The organism is Roseomonas sp. OT10, assembly GCF_020991085.1.
Taxonomy (GTDB): Bacteria; Pseudomonadota; Alphaproteobacteria; order Acetobacterales; family Acetobacteraceae; genus Roseomonas; species Roseomonas cutis.
This window is the reverse complement of sequence record NZ_CP087719.1, coordinates 2,953,640-2,971,336: the sequence shown is the minus strand read 5'-3', so window position 1 is coordinate 2,971,336 and position 17,697 is coordinate 2,953,640. Positions and strand designations below refer to the sequence as shown.

General features: G+C 73.6%; 15 protein-coding genes. 6 read left to right on the top strand and 9 right to left on the bottom strand.

Annotated elements, in window-relative coordinates:
• Positions 1–12 precede the first annotated feature (12 nt).
• Positions 13–774 (bottom strand): SDR family oxidoreductase, encoded by a 762-nt coding sequence (locus tag LPC08_RS13655; RefSeq protein WP_230448792.1) that lies wholly within the window; start codon positions 772–774, stop codon positions 13–15.
• 63 nt (positions 775–837) lie between these two features.
• Complete coding sequence (locus tag LPC08_RS13650; protein WP_230448791.1) at positions 838–1,050, bottom strand: hypothetical protein; 213 nt, start codon at positions 1,048–1,050, stop codon at positions 838–840.
• Positions 1,051–1,297: 247 nt separating this feature from the next.
• Here LPC08_RS13650 and LPC08_RS13645 point away from each other — a divergent pair, with 247 nt between their 5' ends.
• Positions 1,298–2,029, top strand: a complete 732-nt coding sequence (locus tag LPC08_RS13645; protein WP_230448790.1) for a DUF1028 domain-containing protein — start codon at positions 1,298–1,300, stop codon at positions 2,027–2,029.
• A gap of 143 nt (positions 2,030–2,172) precedes the next feature.
• Positions 2,173–2,859 carry a Crp/Fnr family transcriptional regulator gene (locus tag LPC08_RS13640; RefSeq protein WP_230448789.1) on the top strand — a complete coding sequence of 229 codons (687 nt, stop codon included), beginning with the start codon at positions 2,173–2,175 and terminating at the stop codon, positions 2,857–2,859.
• 25 nt (positions 2,860–2,884) lie between these two features.
• Here the strand turns inward: LPC08_RS13640 and LPC08_RS13635 are convergent, their stop codons facing one another.
• The 3 genes from LPC08_RS13635 to LPC08_RS13625 are packed head-to-tail and all read right to left on the bottom strand — an operon-like array spanning position 2,885 to position 5,792.
• Positions 2,885–3,895, bottom strand: a complete 1,011-nt coding sequence (locus LPC08_RS13635) for a PDR/VanB family oxidoreductase (RefSeq protein WP_230448788.1) — start codon at positions 3,893–3,895, stop codon at positions 2,885–2,887.
• Between the two features lie 48 nt (positions 3,896–3,943).
• On the bottom strand, positions 3,944–4,723 hold the full coding sequence (locus LPC08_RS13630; RefSeq protein WP_230448787.1) for a GntR family transcriptional regulator: 780 nt from the start codon (positions 4,721–4,723) through the stop codon (positions 3,944–3,946).
• A 4-nt stretch (positions 4,724–4,727) separates the two neighbouring features.
• Positions 4,728–5,792, bottom strand: coding sequence for an aromatic ring-hydroxylating dioxygenase subunit alpha (locus tag LPC08_RS13625; protein ID WP_230448786.1), 1,065 nt, complete (start codon positions 5,790–5,792; stop codon positions 4,728–4,730).
• A gap of 212 nt (positions 5,793–6,004) precedes the next feature.
• Here LPC08_RS13625 and LPC08_RS13620 point away from each other — a divergent pair, with 212 nt between their 5' ends.
• The 3 genes from LPC08_RS13620 to cueR all read left to right on the top strand — a co-directional run bounded on the left by LPC08_RS13620 (position 6,005) and on the right by cueR (position 10,223).
• A complete protein-coding gene (locus LPC08_RS13620) occupies positions 6,005–7,147 on the top strand; it encodes a 5-methyltetrahydropteroyltriglutamate--homocysteine S-methyltransferase (RefSeq protein ID WP_230448785.1) in 1,143 nt (380 codons plus the stop codon).
• A 185-nt stretch (positions 7,148–7,332) separates the two neighbouring features.
• Entirely contained in the window at positions 7,333–9,810 is a 2,478-nt protein-coding gene (locus tag LPC08_RS13615; protein WP_230448784.1) for a heavy metal translocating P-type ATPase, read from the top strand.
• Positions 9,807–10,223, top strand: coding sequence for a Cu(I)-responsive transcriptional regulator (gene cueR, locus LPC08_RS13610; RefSeq protein WP_230448783.1), 417 nt, complete (start codon positions 9,807–9,809; stop codon positions 10,221–10,223). Before LPC08_RS13615 ends, cueR begins: the two co-directional genes overlap by 4 nt.
• Positions 10,224–10,929: 706 nt before the next feature.
• Here the strand turns inward: cueR and LPC08_RS13605 are convergent.
• A complete protein-coding gene (locus LPC08_RS13605; protein WP_230448782.1) occupies positions 10,930–11,955 on the bottom strand; it encodes an LLM class flavin-dependent oxidoreductase in 1,026 nt (341 codons plus the stop codon).
• 49 nt (positions 11,956–12,004) lie between these two features.
• Between LPC08_RS13605 and LPC08_RS13600 the strand changes: the two genes are divergently transcribed.
• A complete protein-coding gene (locus LPC08_RS13600) occupies positions 12,005–12,523 on the top strand; it encodes a nucleoside deaminase (RefSeq protein WP_230448781.1) in 519 nt (172 codons plus the stop codon).
• 19 nt (positions 12,524–12,542) lie between these two features.
• Here the strand turns inward: LPC08_RS13600 and LPC08_RS13595 are convergent, their stop codons facing one another.
• The 3 genes from LPC08_RS13595 to LPC08_RS13585 form a co-directional block, all read right to left on the bottom strand.
• On the bottom strand, positions 12,543–14,993 hold the full coding sequence (locus tag LPC08_RS13595; protein ID WP_230448780.1) for a recombinase: 2,451 nt from the start codon (positions 14,991–14,993) through the stop codon (positions 12,543–12,545).
• Positions 14,994–15,413: 420 nt separating this feature from the next.
• Positions 15,414–16,817: a M20/M25/M40 family metallo-hydrolase gene (locus LPC08_RS13590; RefSeq protein ID WP_230448779.1), complete on the bottom strand. Its 1,404-nt coding sequence runs from the start codon at positions 16,815–16,817 to the stop codon at positions 15,414–15,416.
• Positions 16,818–16,869: 52 nt separating this feature from the next.
• The gene (locus LPC08_RS13585) at positions 16,870–17,517 is read right to left on the bottom strand and encodes a DUF6134 family protein (RefSeq protein ID WP_230448778.1); all 648 of its coding nucleotides are present in this window, start codon (positions 17,515–17,517) and stop codon (positions 16,870–16,872) included.
• Between the last annotated feature and the right edge of the window lie 180 nt (positions 17,518–17,697).

The window sequence follows — 17,697 nt, the reverse complement described above, 5'->3', positions numbered from 1 at the left end:
CGGCCCGGCCGCTCAGCGCCCGCCGCCGACCGGCAGCAGCGCGCCGTTGACGTAGGAGGCGGCGCCGGAGAGCAGCCAGAGCACCGCCTCCGCCACCTCCTCAGCCGTGCCGGGGCGGCCCATCGGCACGCTGGCCGACAGCCGTTCCAGCCGGTCGGGCATGCCGGCGCGGGCATGGAGTTCCGTCCCGATCAGCCCGGGATTGACCGCGTTCACCCGGATCCCCTCCGCCCCCACCTCGCGGGCCAGGCCGAGGGTCAGCGTGTCCAGCGCCCCCTTGCTGGCGGCGTAGTGGATCCACTCGCCTGCCCCGCCGATCTCCGAGGCGCGGGAGGAGACGTTGACGATGGCGCCGCCGCGGCCGCCCAGCGCCGTGGACATGCGCCGCACCGCCTCCCGGGCATGGGCGGCGGCACCGAGGACGTTGACGCGGAAGACCGTCTCCCAGACCTCGTCGGGCGTGTCCGCCAGCCGCGACTTCCGCCCGACGATGCCCGCGTTGTTCACCAGCCCGTCGAGCCGCCCGAATGCCGAGTCGATCTCGGCGAAGGTGGCCCGCACCTCCGCCGGGTCGCCCGCATCGGCCTGACGCAGCAGGGTCCGGGCCCCGAGGCCGCGGCAGGCCAGGGCCGTCGCCTCGGCGCTCTCGGACTCGCCCCGATAGGTGAGCAGCAGGTCCCAGCCCCGCGCCGCGGCGAGCCGGGCGATGGCGGCGCCGATGCCCCGGCCGGCCCCGGTCAGCAGCAGCACCGGGCGTGTGTCCGGTCCGGCCATGCAGATCTCCTCCCCAGCGTGGGGGCCGGTTCTCCGACCGGCCCTAGGGCCAGGGTAGCGACCTCAGCCCTGCCAGAGGAAGACCAGCCCCGCGAGGAAGGCGATGACCAGGGCGCCGTAGAGCACGGCGCGGGCCAGTCCCCACAGCTCCGAGCTGGGCGGACCTTCCTCGGGCTTGTAGGCGGGCCGCACGAATTTGGGGACCTGCGGCGGCTCCGGGGCAACCGGCAGGTCGTCATCCTGGGACGAATTCGCCCGTAGCGTCTCGATTGCCACGCTCGGTACCTCCTGCGGAACTGGATGAACCCCTCGAAGTACCCGGAGGGACTCTGTTTCCACTTTATTATTAGCCGCCTGCCTTCGCCACAACCTCAAGCTGAGGGTAACGGCAGGGCCGGCGGCAGCCTCCATCTCTGCAACCTTGGGCTGGGTTGCAAAAACTGAAACGCAATGATCGGCGCGGCGACTGCACAGACCCGCGAGGGGTGTTACACTCCCGTCCCATGCCCCAGGCTGACAACTCATGACGTGGTCGATCGTCGCGCGCGATCCGCAATCCGGCGCCTTCGCCGTGGCCGTCACGACCTGCTCCTTCGCCGTCGGCGCGTCCTGCCCGCACCTGCGGTCCGGCGTGGGGGCCGTATCCACCCAATCCTTCACCAACCGCTACCTCGGCCCGGCCGTCCTGGACGGGATGGAGCGCGGCCTGCCGCCCGCCGCGGCCATCGAGGGCGCGCTGGCCGGTGATGCCGGGCGGCACCTGCGGCAGATCCACGCGATCGACCGGCATGGCAGGACCGCGGCCTGGACCGGGGAAAGCTGCATCGAGGTGGCCGGCGCGCGGGAGGGGCGTGACGCCTCCTTCGCCGGCAACATGCTGGCCGGGGCCGCCGTGCTGCGGGACACGGTGGCCGCCTATGCGGCCCGGGATTCCGAGCCCCTGCCGGAACGCCTGCTCTCCGCGCTCGACGCGGGCGAAGCCGCCGGCGGCGACCGGCGCGGCCGGCAGTCCGCGGCCCTGGTGATGGTGGGGGCGGAGGATTTCCCCGACCTCGACATCCGGGTCGACGACCATCCGGAGCCGCTGGTGGAGCTGCGGCGGCTGCTGACGATCTGGCGACGCGACCGCGCGCCCTACCTGGACCGTGCGCCTCGCAAGGCCGATCCCTCGGGCTTCATCGACATGGGCGCCATGGAGGCCGGCTGGCGCGAGCGCGGCCTGGACCTGCGCTTCCCGCGCCTTGTCCGGGACTGATGCCGGGGGACCGCCCGGGACCGGCCCTTGGCGCATGCCAGCATCCACCCCGATGGTTGCGGCATGCCGCGCCACTGCGCCTATAATTGCCGGGACCGGGAATGGGAGCGGCAGCGATTCACCGCGTATGCGCCGACTGCCAGGTGCGCGATCAGGCGCTCTGCGGCAGCCTGAACGATGAGGAACTGTCCGCCCTCAAGGCGCTGGGCCGGCACCGGACCCTGGAACGCGGCCAGACGCTGATCTGGGCGGGGGAGGAGGCCATGGTCTGTGCCAACCTGCTCTCCGGCGTGCTGAAGCTGAGCGCCGCCACGGCCGACGGGCGGGAGCAGATCGTCGGCCTGCTCTACCCCGCCGACTTCGTCGGCCGCCCTTATGCCGAGGCGGCGGAGCACACGGTCACGGCGCTGACCGACGCCGAGCTTTGCGTCTTCCCGCGCAAGCCCTTCGAGGCGGCGCTGGAGGACCATGTCCGCATGGAGCGGCTGCTGCTGCGCCGCACCCTGGCGGCGCTGGACGAGGCCCGGGCACGGATGCTGCTGCTGGGACGCAAGACCGCCGAGGAGAAGGTGGCGAGCTTCCTACTCGACATGGCGCAGCATCTGGGGGGGGCTGGGGGCCGTGCCGGCGGCGCCCACGAGCCGGGTGCCGTCAGCTTCGAGCTGCCGGTGACGCGGGCGCAGATCGCCGACGTGCTGGGCCTGACCATCGAGACCGTCAGCCGGCAGATGACCCGGCTGAAGCGCGCGGGGCTGATCGACCTGCCCTCCGGCCGCATGGTCACCATCCGCAACCCCCCCGCCCTGCAGGACCTGGCCGAGGCCGCCTGAACGGCCCCCGGGGCCGGCGGGACGATCAGGCGGAGAGCTTCACGCCGGGGTTCAGCCGCATGTCGCCGCGGAAGGCAGGGTCCACGGTGATCGTGCCCCCGACCATGCGCGAGACGCAGGCGCAGATCTTCCGCCCTTCCTCATGCTGGTGATCGCTGAAGAAGACGTCGCGATGGTCCAGCGTGCCCTCAGCCTCCAGCACCTCCATGGCGCAGAGGCCGCATTCGCCGCGCCGGCAGTCGGACAGCACGCCGACCCCGGCCGCCTCCAGCGCATCCAGCATGCTGCTGGCCGCCGGGACCTCGACCTCCATCCCCAGCCGCGGCACCCGCACCCTGAAGGGCAGGGTGGGGTGGCGGCCGGAGGAGCCGAAGGTCTCGAAGACCAGCCGGGCCACGGGCCGCCCGGCGGCCCGCCATTCGCGCTTGGCCGCCTCCAGCAGGCCGAGCGGGCCGCAGACATAGGCCTCCGCCTCCGGAGGCAGGCGGGCGAACTCGGCGGCCAGGTCCATGCGGCGGCCCGAATCGTCGGGGAAAGCCTCCAGCCGGTCGCCCAGCTCCGCCTCCAGCTCCTCCAGATAGGCCATCTCGCCGCGCGCCCGGCCGCCGTAGAGCATGCGGAAGGGCACGCCGCGGCGGCGCAGGCTGGTGGCCATGCCGCGGATCGGGGTGATGCCGATGCCGCCGGCGATGAGGAGGTATCCGGGGGCGTCCAGGGAGAGCTGGAAGAAGCTGTCCGGCGGCGCCACTTCCAGCCGCGCCCCCACCGGCAGCGACCACATGTAGCGCGAGCCGCCGCGCCCCGGCTCCTCGCGCTTCACCGCGATTCGCCAGCAGCCGTCCCGCGGCTGCTCGCCCACCAGCGAATAGCGGCGCAGGTCGGTCTTGCCGTCGATCAGCACCCGCACGCAGAGATGGCTGCCGGTCGGGTAGGCGGTGGCGCCACCCTCCGGCGCCAGGGTGAACTCCCGGATGGAGGGCGTCAGGTCGCGCGTGGCGCGCAGGATCGCCGTGGCCCAGTGGCTGTCGAAGCGCATGCTCGTCTCCCCCTTATCCCCGCCGCCGTGCAGACCAGCGGACGCCGTTCAGACCAGCGGGCGCCGCTGGATCAGCGCGCCGCCCTGGACCAGGTGCAGCTTCCCCTGCCGCAGGGCGAGCGACAGGTTGCGGTGGGCGAGGCGCGCATGCTCCCGCATGATCGCCTCCGCCCGCGCGCCCTCGCGCTGCGCGATCGCCTCGGCCACCGCGCGGTGCTGCTCCTGCGCCAGGGTCAGGATCAGCCGCGCCTCCGGCAGCGCGCCCTGGGCCAGGACGAAGCCGTTGGGCGAGGCGAAGGGCAGGGCCACCGCCTGGCCGATCTTGCGTGCCACCACCGCGCTGTCCGCCAGCTCCGCCAGCAGGCCGTGGAAGTGCTCGTTCAGCGCGACGTACTCGGCGAAGTCGATCGGCCCGTCCGTGGCGGCCATCACCGCGTCGATGCGGGCGATGATCTCGCGCAGGTGCTCCAGCCCCTCGGGCGAGGCGCCGCGCTCCGCGGCGAGGCGCGCGGCGAGGCCCTCCAGCGTGCCGCGGACCTCGATGGCGTCGCGGATCTCGCGCTCGGTGAAGGCCTTCACCGCGAAGCCGCCGGAGGGGATGGGCTCCAGCAGCCCCTCCTCCGCCAGCCGGGCCAGCGCCGCCCGTACCGGCGTGCGCGAGGCGCCGAGCCGGTCGGAGACGCCGTTCTCCGACAGGCGCTCGCCCGCCGGCAGCTCCCCGTCCAGGATCAGCTCGCGCAGGCGCAGCAGCGTGGTGACGCTTTGCGGGGCGTTGCCCTGGGGGCCAGTGCCATAGGGGCCATTGCCGGGGGGCGCAGGGCCGGACAAGCCGCTACTCCGCCGCGACGCGCAGCGGCACGCCGCCGCCCAGCTCGTGGTCGATCATGCGGTCGATCACCCGGCGCGCCCACATCGCCCCGGCATCGATGTTGAGGTTGTAGAAGACATGGTCGGGATGCTCGTCGATGGCACGCTGCTGCGCCTCGACGATGATCTCGTCCTCGCGGAAGACCTTGGTGATGGCGTCGCGGATGTCCGTGGTGACGCGCTGCTCGCCGATCCGGTAGTCGCGGACATTGGCCCAGAAGTAGTGGCAGGCCCGGTCCGTGGCCGGGGTGATGGTGTTGATCACCACCATGCTGACGCCCTGGCTGCGGTCGCCCTCCGGCGCGCCGGTGCCGGTCGGCGCCACGCCCACGTCGATCGCCACCGTGCAGGGCGCCTCGAAGCGGATGATCTGCCAGCGGTCCACCAGGCCCGGCTTGCCCAGCTGCGCGCGCCAGAAGGGGGGCGGCTCGATGCCGACCATCCAGCGCGTGACGGTCGCCGTCCGGTCGCCATGGCTGACGTCGAAGGGCGCCTCCGCCACCGCGTCGTTGCCGATGCTGCTGCCGTGGATGAAGGTCTCGTGGGTCAGGTCCATCAGGTTGTCCACGATCAGCCGGTAGTCGCAGGCGGCGTGGATCACCTTGCCGTCGCCGGCCCAGGCGGGGTCGTGGTTCCAGTGCAGGTCGGGCACCAGCGCCGGATCGGCCAGGGCGGGATCGCCGGGCCACACCCAGATGAAGCGGTGCTTCTCCACCACGGGGAAGGAGCGGACGCTGGCGGAGGGGTTGATCGTCTCCTGCGACGGCATGTGGGTGCAGCGGCCGCGCTCGTTGAAGCGCAGGCCGTGATAGGCGCACTGCACCTCGTTGCCGCGCAGCCGGCCCATGGAGAGGGGCACGAGGCGGTGCCAGCAGGCATCCTCCAGCGCCACCGCGCGGTCGTCCTCGGTGCGGTAGAGCACGAGCTTCTTGTTGCAGATGGTGCGCGGCAGCAGCTCCCGCTTCACCTCCGCATCCCAGGCTGCGGCATACCAGGCGTTCAGCGGAAAGCGAGGGCGCGGAGCGGTCATGGCGCGGCTTCCTTGGGACGTTGCTTCTGGCCTGTATACAACCGGTACCCCAGTAAGGCAAGCGTCGAATCAGAGAGGCGGGCCATGGCCGTTTGACGCCTCCCGGGACCGTTCCTAGGCTTTTTCCCGGCGGCCCGCCCCGAAGGGGTGACCGACGACGGCCCCGGCCGGGCAGGAGGTTCGGCCGGGACGCAACGACAGGAGGAACAGCCGTGTCGCATTCCGATGTCATCGACCGGCCGCCCGCGGCGCGGCCCGAGCTTCCCCCGTTCCGCGCGCACCACGTCGGCAGCCTGCTGCGCCCGCCCGTCCTGCGCGACGCGCGCAAGGCCCGCGCCGAGGGGCGCATCTCCGCCGGCGAGCTGCGCGAGGTCGAGGATGCGGAGATCGACCGCGTCATCGCCAAACAGGAGGAGGTCGGGCTGCGCGCCGTGACCGATGGCGAGTTCCGCCGCGCCTACTGGCACTACGACTTCCTGGGCGGGCTGGAGGGGATCGAGATCTACGAGCCCCAGGAGAAGGTGCAGTTCGAGGGGGCGACCCTGCAGCACAAGCTGCGGGTCAATGGCCGGATCGCCTGGAAGCCGACCATGATCGACGATTACCTGTATACAGCCTCCCGGGCGCGGCATGCGATCCCCAAGCAGACCATTCCCTCGCCCAGCGTGGTGCATTTCCGCGGCGGGCGGCAGGCGATCGACCGCAGCGCCTATCCCGACCTGGATGCCTTCTTCGACGATCTCGGCCAGGCCTACGAGGATGCGGTGCGCGCCTTCGCCGCGGCCGGCTGCCCCTACCTCCAGCTCGACGAGGTGAACATCGCCTATCTCTGCGACCCCCGGCAGATCGAGGGGCTGAAGCAGCGCGGCGAGCATGTCGAGGGGCTGCTGCAGATCTATGCGGACATGATCAACCGCGCCACCGCCGCCCGGCCACCGGGCATGGCGATGAGCATGCATCTGTGCCGCGGCAACTTCAAATCCACCTTCATCGCCTCGGGCGGCTACGAGCCGGTGGCGGAGGTGCTGTTCAACCAGATCGACATCGACGCCTATTTCATGGAGTACGACGACGAGCGCTCCGGCGGCTTCGAGCCGCTGCGCTTCGTCCCGCGCGGCAAGAAGGTCGTCGTCCTCGGCATCGTCACCAGCAAGACCGGCGCGCTGGAGAGCAAGGACGAGCTGAAGCGGCGCATCGAGGCCGCGGCGAAGCACCTGCCTCTGGAGCAGCTGGCCATCAGCCCGCAATGCGGCTTCGCCAGCACGGAGGAGGGCAACAGGCTGACCGAGCAGCAGCAGTGGGACAAGCTGCGTCTCTGCGTCGAGGTGTCGGAGGAGGTCTGGGGGAAGGGCTGACCGCCGGCCCCGCCGCGGGGCGCCGGGACGGGGAGGCGGCCGGGGCGGCAGCCCGGCCGCCGCCGCAATCCAGCCATGCCGGGCAAGCCCCGGGCGGCCTACCCAGATCGACCCTGCTCCGCCCTTGACCTTCCCATGATGGGAAGCCCCACCTCGGGGCGGTGATTGTTCCGCAGGGACGCGCCATGTCCGCCGCCACGACCGAGACCCGCCCTCCGCCCGCCCGGGCCGCCGCCCCGGTGGAGCTGTCCGTCGAGGGGATGACCTGCGCCTCCTGCGTCCGCCGGGTGGAAAAGGCACTGGCGGCCGTGCCGGGGGTGGCCGAGGCCTCGGTGAACCTTGCCACCGGCCGGGCGCGGGTGACCGGGAAGCCCGGAGGGACCCACGATCTGCCGGCCCTGCTCCACGCGGTGGAGGGGGCGGGCTACGCCGTCGGGCGGGAGACGTTCGACCTGCAGGTGGCGGGCATGACCTGCGCCTCCTGCGTGGGGCGGGTCGAGCGGGCGCTGCGGCGCGTCCCCGGGGTGCTGGAGGCAAGCGCGAACCTGGCCTCGGAGCGCGCGCATGTGGTCGCCGCCGCGGGCGCCACCGATGCGGACGTCCTGGCCGCCGCCGTCGCGGGGGCGGGCTATGAGGCCACCCCGCTCAGCGAGTCCGGCGCGGCGGGACAGCAGGAGGCGGATCGTGCCGCGGCACGGGAGCGGCGGGAACGGCGGCACCTTGCCATCGCCGCGCTGCTCTCCCTGCCGATGCTGGCCGGCATGGCCGGGCACCTGCTCGGCCGGGACTGGATGCCGCCCGGCTGGGTGCAGTTCGCCCTCGCCACCCCTGTCCAGTTCTGGCTGGGCTGGCGCTTCTACGCCGCCGGCTGGAAGGCCCTGCGGGCGGGAACGGCCAACATGGATCTGCTCGTGGCCCTGGGGACCTCGGCGGCCTGGGGGCTGAGCACCTGGAACCTGCTCGCGGCTGGCGCGGGGGCGCATGCGCATGGCGACCCGCACCTGTACTTCGAAAGCTCGGCGCTGATCGTCACCTTCATCCTGATGGGCAAGTGGCTGGAGGGGCGGGCGAAGCGCTCGACCGCCTCGGCCATCCGCGCGCTGATGGCGCTGCGCCCCGATGTGGCGCGCATCCGGCAGGACGGGACGGAGCGCGAGGTCCCGCTGGCGCGCATCGCCCCGGGCGACCTGGTCGTGGTGCGGCCGGGCGAGCGCATCCCCGTGGACGGGGTGATCGCCGAGGGCGGCGGCAGCGTCGACGAATCCATGCTGACGGGCGAGAGCCTGCCGGTGGAGAAGGAGCCGGGCTCGCCCGTCTCCGCCGGTTCGATCGGCACGGACGGGCTGCTGGTGATCCGGACCACGGCGACCGGCGGGGAGACCATGCTGGCGCGGATCGTGCGGATGGTGGAGGGGGCGCAGGCATCGAAGGCCCCCGTGCAGCGGCTGGTGGACCGGGTCAGCGCCGTCTTCGTGCCGGCCGTGCTGGCGGTGGCGCTGGTCACCTTCCTGGGCTGGTGGTGGTGGGGCGGCGACCTCGCCACCGCGATCCTGAACGCCGTGGCGGTGATGGTCATCGCCTGCCCCTGCGCGCTGGGCCTCGCCACCCCGACGGCGATCATGGTGGGCACCGGCGCCGCTGCCCGCGCCGGCATCCTGATCAAGGATGCCGAGGCGCTGGAGCGGGCGCATGCGGTGACCGTCGTCGCCTTCGACAAGACCGGCACGCTGACCGAGGGCAGGCCGGTGGTGACGGATCTGGTCCCCGCGGCCGGCGTGGCCGAGGCGGAGCTGCTCTCCCTCGCCGCCGCGCTGCAGGCGGGCAGCGAGCACCCCCTGGCCCGGGCGGTCCGCGGCCGCGCCGAGACCGCCGGGCTGGCCGTCGTTCCTGCGGCCGGCTTCCGCGCCCTGGCCGGTCGCGGCGTGGCCGGCGAGCGGGACGGCCGCCGGCTGCTGCTGGGGAACCGCCGCCTGATGGCCGAGGAGCAGGTTCCGATCGAGGTACTGGCCGCCCGCGCCGACGGGCTGGAGGCCGCGGGCCGCACCGTCTCCTGGCTGGCCGAGGCCAAGTCCGAGGCGGGGGCGCCGCCGCGCCTGCTGGGCCTGATCGCCTTCGGCGACACGCCCAAGCCCGGGGCGGCGGTGGCGGTCGCGGCGCTGCATCGCCAGGGCATCCGCAGCGTGATGCTGACCGGCGACGGTGCCGGCGCCGCCCGGGCCGTGGCCACGCCGCTGGGCATCGACGAGGTGGCGGCGGAGGTGCTGCCCCAGGACAAGGCCGCGGCGGTGGAGCGCCTGCGCGGCGAGGGCCGCGTGGTCGCCATGGTGGGCGACGGGATCAACGACGCCCCGGCCCTGGCGGCGGCGGATATCGGCATCGCCATGGCCACCGGCACGGATGTCGCCATGGAGACGGCGGGGGTCGCGCTGCTGCGCGGCGATCCGTCGCTGGTCCCGGCGGCGGTGGAGGTCTCGCGCCGGACCTATGCCAAGATCCGCCAGGGGCTGTTCTGGGCCTTCGCCTACAACGTGGTCGGCATTCCCCTGGCCGCGCTGGGCCTGCTGAACCCGATGGTGGCGGGGGCGGCGATGGCGTTGAGCAGCGTGTCGGTGGTGACGAACGCCCTGACGCTGCGCGGCTGGAAGCCGGAGGGACAGGCATGAACATCGGCGAGGCGGCGCGGGAGGCCGGGCTTTCGGCCAAGTCGGTGCGCCACTACGAGAGCATCGGCCTGCTGCCGGCGGCGCCGCGGACCCCGTCCGGCTATCGCGTCTATTCCGGCGCGGACATCCACCGGCTGCGCTTCATCCGCCGGGCCCGAACCTTCGGCCTACCCATGGAACGCATCCGCGCGCTGCTGGCATTGTGGGAGGATCGCGGCCGCGCCAGCGGCGACGTGAAGCGGGTGGCGCTGGCGCATGTCGAGGATTTGCGGCGCAAGGTGGCGGAGCTGACCGCCATGGCGGACACGCTGCAGGAGCTGGCGGAGCGTTGCGAGGGCGGCAGCCGGCCCGATTGCCCGATCCTGCGCGACCTTGCCGACGGCCAGGCCGCCCCGGCGTCCCGCGGCGGCTGAGGCGGTTCTCCACCGGGGGGCGGCCGATCACACTTCCGCGGGACTGGCAGGCCGAGGTACGTGCTTAACGTCCCGTTAACCAACGCAAGGCTCGGATGGCCTCGGTACGTCGGCTTGGCCGATCCGGAGGCTGCCGCCATGCGCGGCCGGAACGGTCCGATCGATCGTGCCAGTCTATCGACTGTACTCACTGTGGATTGCACTCAAACTGCCGGTCGCCACGGCCTCTGGCGGCCGGCGATTTTGGGTGCCGCCCGCCGGGGATGCCAGGCACGCGGCCGCGGCCTGCACCCGGCGCGGCGGTGCGATGCCTTGATGCGTCCCGGCAGGGTGCCCGTGGCCCGGGGGCAAGGCTCCGCCTCGCCCCCGTACCCCCACTCCGCCAGGACCCTGCGGGCCCTGGACCCGATCAGCGCTGCCGCGGGACAGCCTGATACGGGGTCAAGGCGCCGAGGAGCCACGCTCCTCGGCGGGTCCGGCCTCAGCCCTCGCTGACGCCTTCAAAGCTATTCTGGAGTCCCGCCTGTCCGAGCTCCGTCAGGGTTCAACTCGCAGGCTGACGCTCACCGCGCAAAGCCAACTCCCAGCGGGGACCGGGGCCCGCTTGTGGCCCCGGCAGGGGAGGGTCTGGGAGGGGACGGCGTCCCCTCCCGGTCCACCGCAGGAACACGGCAGCACGACGGGTCAGATCATCCGGCCGCCGGTATCAGGCAACCGCTCCGTCACGGGCCTTCAGCCCTGCGGCCTCCGCCAGCAGGGCGTAGGACTGCCGCCGTGCCTCGGCGTCATGGGTCGCGGTGAGGACGGCCATTTCCTGGGCCCCGCACCGCTCGGCCAGGGCGGCGAGGCGGTCCCACACCTGGGCGCCGGTGCCGATGATGGCGCGGGCGCGCAGCCGCTCCAGCTTGGCCAGATCCGCCTCGGTATAGGGGTAGGCCTCCGCCTCCTCGATGCTGGGCAGCGGGCGGTAGACACCGCGGTCGCGGCCGAGGCGCCACAGCTCGCGGGAGCGGAACAGGCGCCGCGCCTCGGCCTCCGTCTCCCCGGCCAGGGCGAAGACGCAGAGCGCGGCGTGGGGCTCCCGGATCACGCCGGGGCGGAAGCCTTCCAGGTAGAGCGCCAGCGCCTCCTCCGCCCCGCGCCCGTCGGTGATGAAATGCGCGAAGCAGTAGGGCAGGCCGAAATGCGCCGCGACCTGCGCGCCGTAGTCGCTGCTGCCCAGCACCCAGACCTGCGGCGTGGTGGGCACCTCCGGCTGGGCGCGGATCGGGGCGAAGGGGTGGCCCTGCGGCAGGCCGCCACCCAGCCAGCCCAGCAGGTCGCGGAGCTGGCCGGGGAACTGCTCCGCCGCCTCGCGCGCATTCGGGTTCAGTGCCAGCGCGGTCAGCCCGTCCGAGCCAGGTGCCCGGCCGACGCCGAGGTCGATGCGGCCGGGGGCGATGCCCTCCAGCACGCGGAACTGCTCCGCCACCTTCAGCGCGGCGTAATGCGGCAGCATCACCCCGGCCGAACCGACGCGGATGCGGGAGGTGGTCGCGGCGATGGCGGCGATCAGGATCTCCGGCGCGGGGCCGGCCAGGGCCTCGCTGTTGTGGTGCTCCGCCAGCCAGTAGCGGGCATAGCCCAGCGCCTCGGCCAGCCTGGCCAGGGCGAGGGTCTCCTGGATCGCGTCCACCGGCCCGCGGCCGGAGGCGATGGGGGATTGGTCGAGGATGGAAAGGGTCGGCGCCATGCGGCAGAAGTTGGGGCCTGATCCCCCTTGCCGGAAGGAGCCGCCCCGCATGGCCGATGCCCCCGCGGACCACCAGGACCCGCCGCCGCCCGAGAGCGGGGCCGCCGACGCGCCGGCGATGCGCCGGGCGATCGCCTTGTCGCGGGAGAATCTGGATCGCGGCGGCGGCCCCTTCGGCGCCGTGGTGGTGAAGGACGGGGCCGTGGTGGGGGAGGGGACCAACCGCGTGGTGCCGGATGCCGACCCGACCGCGCATGCGGAGGTGGTGGCGATCCGCGACGCCTGCCGCCGGCTGGGCACGCACGACCTGTCGGGGGCGGTGATCTACACCAGCTGCGAGCCCTGCCCGATGTGCCTCTCGGCGATCTGGTGGGCGCGGATCGGGATCGTCTGGTACGGCAACGACCGCAAGGATGCCGCGGCGATCGGCTTCGACGACGACGCGCTGTACCAGGAGGTGGCACGCCCGCTGGAGGCGCGCCACCTGCCGCTGCGGCGCTTCCTCGCCGGGGAGGCGGCGGGGGTGTTCCAGGCGTGGGAGGCGAAGCCGGACAAGGTGCCGTACTGACGCGGCACCCGGCCGTCGGTCAGATCGGGCAGACCCCGCTGGCGCATTGCAGGTGCGCCCAGTCCACCGCCTCGCGCACCGTCTCGTCGTCGATCTGCTCGACCAGGGCGGCGAAGCGGCCGGCGCTGATCTCCTCCTCCGGCAGGTACTCGTAGCCGAGCTGGTGGTCCGGCTTGCTCGGCAGGATGGAGCAGCAGCGGACGGTGGGCTGGTGTTCCTTCACCATGGCGCGGAAGGCGTCCAGGTCGTGCCGGTCGGTATAGACCTTCAGGGTGTAGCTGACCTGGTTGCCCTGGTCGCGGCCGATCCAGTGGCGCTCGAGCAGGCGCAGCCAGTGGTACTGCTCTTCCGGCGTCGCCTCCGGCGCCGTCACCAGCCCGTCCGCGAGGCCCAGTCGCTGGAGCAGCGGCACGGTGGGGAAGCCCACGATGCTCATCCCGGGGAAGGAGCGGAGGGTACGCAGCGGGTAGCCGCGCGCCGCGTAATCGGCCAGCAGCGGGTCGGAGCCGGGGAGCCATTCGCCCGTCGTCTCGTCACGCGTGCCCTTGAACTGCACCCAGCGTAGGTACTGGCGGCGGGCCGGCAGGTGGGCGCCCTCGGTCAGGCCGAAGAGCTTGCTGGTGGTGCCGGCCGGCTTGACCGTGGTGACGGTGACCGGGCGCGCCATGCCGAGCTGGTCGGCATAGGCGTTGGCCTCCGCCTTGGCGGCCTCCGACAGCCGGGCGACGGCGGCCCAGAAGGGTGCCGCGCGGTCCTCGTCCAGCAGGTCGCGGAAGCCGAGGCCGAAGCGCACCCAGGCCCATTCGTGCAGGCCGGTCGGGCCGATGCCGATGCGGTTGGTGCGCGCGACCTCCTCGCCATAGAGCGCATCCATCCGGTTGGCGCGGATCAGGAAGCGCACGCCCAGGCGCACGGATTCCTCCACCCGCGCATCCCATTCCGCCGCGACCTCGCCGGGGATGTCGCCCGGGGTCAGCGCGTCGATCTCCACCGGGCAGGCGAGCAGCGGCGCGTAGTCGGCGATCACGCAGTAGCCGCCGGTGACGTGCAGGGTGATCTCGCCGCAGGGGTTGGTCGTCACCGGGAAGCGCGCGGTGGAGGCGCGGCGCGCCGTCTCGGCCAGCAGGCCCGCGGCCGCGTCCACCTGGTAGCGGTCGGAGCGGAAGTCGCGCCCGTCCTCGTGCACCGGCTTGTCCCAGGCGACGCCCGTGCGGTGGTCCTCCAGCAGGTCGCCGTTGATGAAGCCCGGCTCGCCGTTGACGAAGGCGCAGCGGGTCACCTCCTCGAACACGGCGCGGGCGTGGCGGGTCAGGGGGTCGGCCGCGTCCCCCTGGCGGACGCGCTGCCAGAACTCGCGGTCCGCCATGACGGAGTTGTTGGCGGTCCACAGCCCGCCCTCCGACTTGGCGCGCACGAAGCGCAGGATGCCGGGATCGCGCCAGGACTTCGTCGCCATGCGCGCGGCGCGGCGGGCGCCGCCGACCTGCACCTCGACGGAGAGGTGGTGGTCCACCAGCAGCGCCTGCTCCCAGGGCTGCAGCGCCTCGTCCGCCGGGTCGCGGTGGCGCGCCGGCTCGATGACATGGCGGCGGATGTTGATCAGCCCGCGCAGGAGGGAGATGGGCCCCGAGGCCGGGCGTCCCTGCATGCCGCGGATGGGCGAGCCGGCCGGGCGGACGTCGGAGAGGTCGAGCAGCAGGGTGCGGTCGCGCTCGCCACGGAAGGCCATGGCCTCCAGGATCTCAACCGCCTTGGCCCAGCCCTCGCGGCTGTCCGCCACGCGGTGGACCAGTGTGCCGGCGGGCAGGCCGGACGGATCGGCGACCAGCTCCGTGGCCAGGAAGCCGCGGACGGTCTCCTCCAGCGCCGCGTCGAAGGCGGCGTCGTCCGTGCCCCAGGGCAGCAGCCCCATCTCCACCCCGAAGCGGCGCAGTGTCGCGCGGTCGGCCGGGTAGTCCGGATGGGAGGCGGAGAGGTGCAGCTTCAGCGCCGGCGCCTGGCCCCAGTCCACCACCGCCAGCTCGTCGTCATAGGCGCGCCCGACGCCCGAGCCGTTCAGCAGCAGGTAGAACTCGGCGAAGGAGGCGATGGCGGTCGCGCAGTTGGTGAAGACCTCCATGTTCCGCCGCGGCTGGTCCGCGTCGCCATGCTGGAGGTGCCGGCCGGAAGTCAGCAGCGCGCCGGTGGCGATGGCGTTGCGCAGCCGCACGGCCTCGCCGGGCGCCGTGCGGCCGAGCGCGGTGTTGCCGGCCGCCACCCGGTCGGCGACCCGGCCGAAGCTCTCGCCATCCTCGGGCCGGAAGACGGTGCGACGGCCGACGGCGAGGCCCATGCCCGCATCCAGCGCGCGGGGCGGCAGGGGCGCCTCGCTGAAGCCGGGGCCAGGGTCGGCGCCACCCGGGCGGCCTTGCCGCAGCACGGCGTCGGCCGTCTGCGGCAGGGGCGCGAAGGGGGTGGCGAATCCGTCCATCAGGGAAACCTCGTTGGCAGTGGCGGGCGCGGGAGGACAACGCGGCTCAGCCCGCGTCGTTCCATGGATATGGTGTCCCAAGGAGGCTTCGGCCACAATATCTTGCGTCCGGATGGTGGGAGGGTCTAGCCGCCCGGTACGCCCGGATCGCAGCGATTCGGGCTGTCCGAGGCCGTCCGGGCGTGGCTGCGGCCGCCCGCCTCCCGAGGCGGTGGGGCCGTTGGGCCCGCCCGAGGGGCAGTCGGTGCCGGGCAGACTCCGCCCCATCCCGGGGCGCCGGAAGATGTGAATGGGACCCGTCCGGCGCGGCGGGCCCAGGGCGCTTCCGCCGGCCGATCCCGTTGCCGGCCGATCCGGTCGCGCAGGGCGCCGCCGCCGGGGGGCCCCGCAGAAGGAGGTTGGCGCCGGGGCCGCGGGGCGTCAGCCCGCCGTCCGGAACGGCGCGAAGGCGTCCGGGCTCATCCGCCCCAGCCGGTCCAGCAGCATGGCCCAGCCGCGCAGGCCGAGCGGCAGCGAGTCCAGGTGGAAATGCTCGTTCGGCGCGTGGACGTCCTCGTCCGGCCGGTTAAAGCCGAACATCAGCGTGTCGATCCCCAGCATCTCGCGGAACACCGCGGTGATGGGAACCGTGGCGCCGAGCCGCACTGGCACCGGGTCCTGGCCCGACAGCTCCCGCCACACCGCGCGCGCCGCCTCGAACAGCGGATGCCCCGGCGGCAGGCTGGAGGCGGGGGAGCCGTTGCGGGCGAAGCGGACGTCCAGGTGGCAGCCTTCCGGGCACAGGCCGCGCAGGTGGTCCACCACCGCCTGCCGCGCCTGCTCCGGGTCCTGGCCGGGGACGAGGCGCAGGCTGACCTTGGCATGCGCCTGATGCGGGATGACGGTCTTGCCGCCCTCCCCGGTATAGCCGCCCCACAGCCCGTTCACGTCGATGCAGGGGCGCAGGGTGATGCGCTCGCGCATCGTGCGGCCCGGCTCGCCGAAGGGGACGGCGCCGACCTCGGCGAAGAAGGCCGCCTCGTCGGGAGAGAAGGCGGCGGCCTCGGCCTGCTGCGCCGCCGAGGGTTCCGGCGCGCCGTCCAGGAAGCCCGGCACCGCGATCCTGCCGTCGCGGCCATGCAGCGAGGCCACCAGCACCGCCATCTCGTGCAGGGCGTTGCGGATGGCGCCGCCGTAGCGGCCGGAATGCACGTCCTTGGCCGCCGTGGTCAGCGTCATCTCGAAGCCGCTGGAGCCGCGCGCGCCGACATTCACCGTGGCGACGGTCGGGCTGGCCCGCCCGCCATCGGCCGAGAGCATGGCATCGGCGCGCAGCAGGCCGCGGTGCGCCTCCACGATGCTGCGCAGCCCGGGGCTGCCCGTCTCCTCCTCCCCTTCCAGGAAGAGGGTGACGTTCACCGGGCAGCCGCCATGGCGCAGGAAGGCGGCCAGGGTCTCGATGGCGATGGTGGTGGAGCCCTTCACGTCCGAGGCGCCGCGCGCGTAGAGGCGCCCGTCGATCTCCGTCGGCTCGAAGGGCGGGGTGCGCCACGCCTCCAGCGGATCGGGCGGCTGCACGTCGTAATGGCCGTAGACCAGCAGGGTGGGCCGCCCGGGCGCCCCGTGCCAGGTGGCGCAGACGGCGGGCTGGCCGTCGCCCTCCAGCAGCCGCGCATCGGCGAAGCCCGCCCCGCGCAGCCAGTCGAGCAGGAAGGCCCGGGTGGCGGCCATGCCCGGCGCATAGGCCGGATCGGCGCTGACGCTGGGCAGGCGGAGGAAGGCGTCGAGCCGCGCGCGGATCGCGTCCTGGCGGCTCAGCAGGTCATCGAGGACGGTCTGGAGCATGCGGCCATGTCTAGGACGGATCGCGCGGCGGGGGCACGGCCCGCGCCGTGCGTCAGCCCGTCTCGGGCTCGTAGCGCACCGGCGTGCCGTCATCGCCCTTGGCGGCATAGGACACCCAGCGGCCGGCCTCGTCGTAGCCGGCCTCGGCGAAGGGCGCGGTCGCCTGCCGCCAGACGCGGCCGGCGCGCACCGGCCGGGCCTCCGCCGGCTGGCCCGTGGTCGTGTCGAAGAGCGGCCGGGTGAGCGTCGCCTGGTCCCACCAGGACAGGGGCGCGGCATCGCGCGGCAGCCGGGCCTCGCGGCCATCCCCCTGGATGGCGAGCAGCCCGTCGCCCTGTGCGCGCAGGCTGGATTGCACGACCAGCCCCTGGCGCTCCGAGAGGGAGCGGAAGCCGGTCAGCCGTTCCCCCTCCCAGGTCTCGGTGTAGTCGTGGCGGTAGCGGAAGACAGTGAAGCCCATCAGCCGGATGAGGATCGCGATCTCCGTCCGCGCGCTGAGCACCGGCCCCTGGCGGGAGAAGGACACGCGATGCGTCCCCACCGGGCTGCCGTCGCGGATGATCCGCCAGCGATAGCCCCCGGCGGGCGGCGCGGCCCGGAGGCGGGCCGGGACCAGCAGCAGCGGAGCGGCGAGCAGCGGGGACGCCAGCAGGGCCCGGCGGGGCAGGGCGGGCGCGCCGGTTCCCGTGGGTCGCGCCACGCCTGCCGTCGGGCCGTCCCCCGGCCCCCGCCTCCCCGTCGCTGCCGTCAAGCGCGCCTCCCTGTCCCCTCGCGCCGGCTGCCCGGCCCGCCCCCACGGGGGCCGCGCAGATGGGGCGCCCCCGATCCGCCGGCTAGACACGGCAGCCGCACGCCTGCGTCAACCGCCACCCACCCCCTC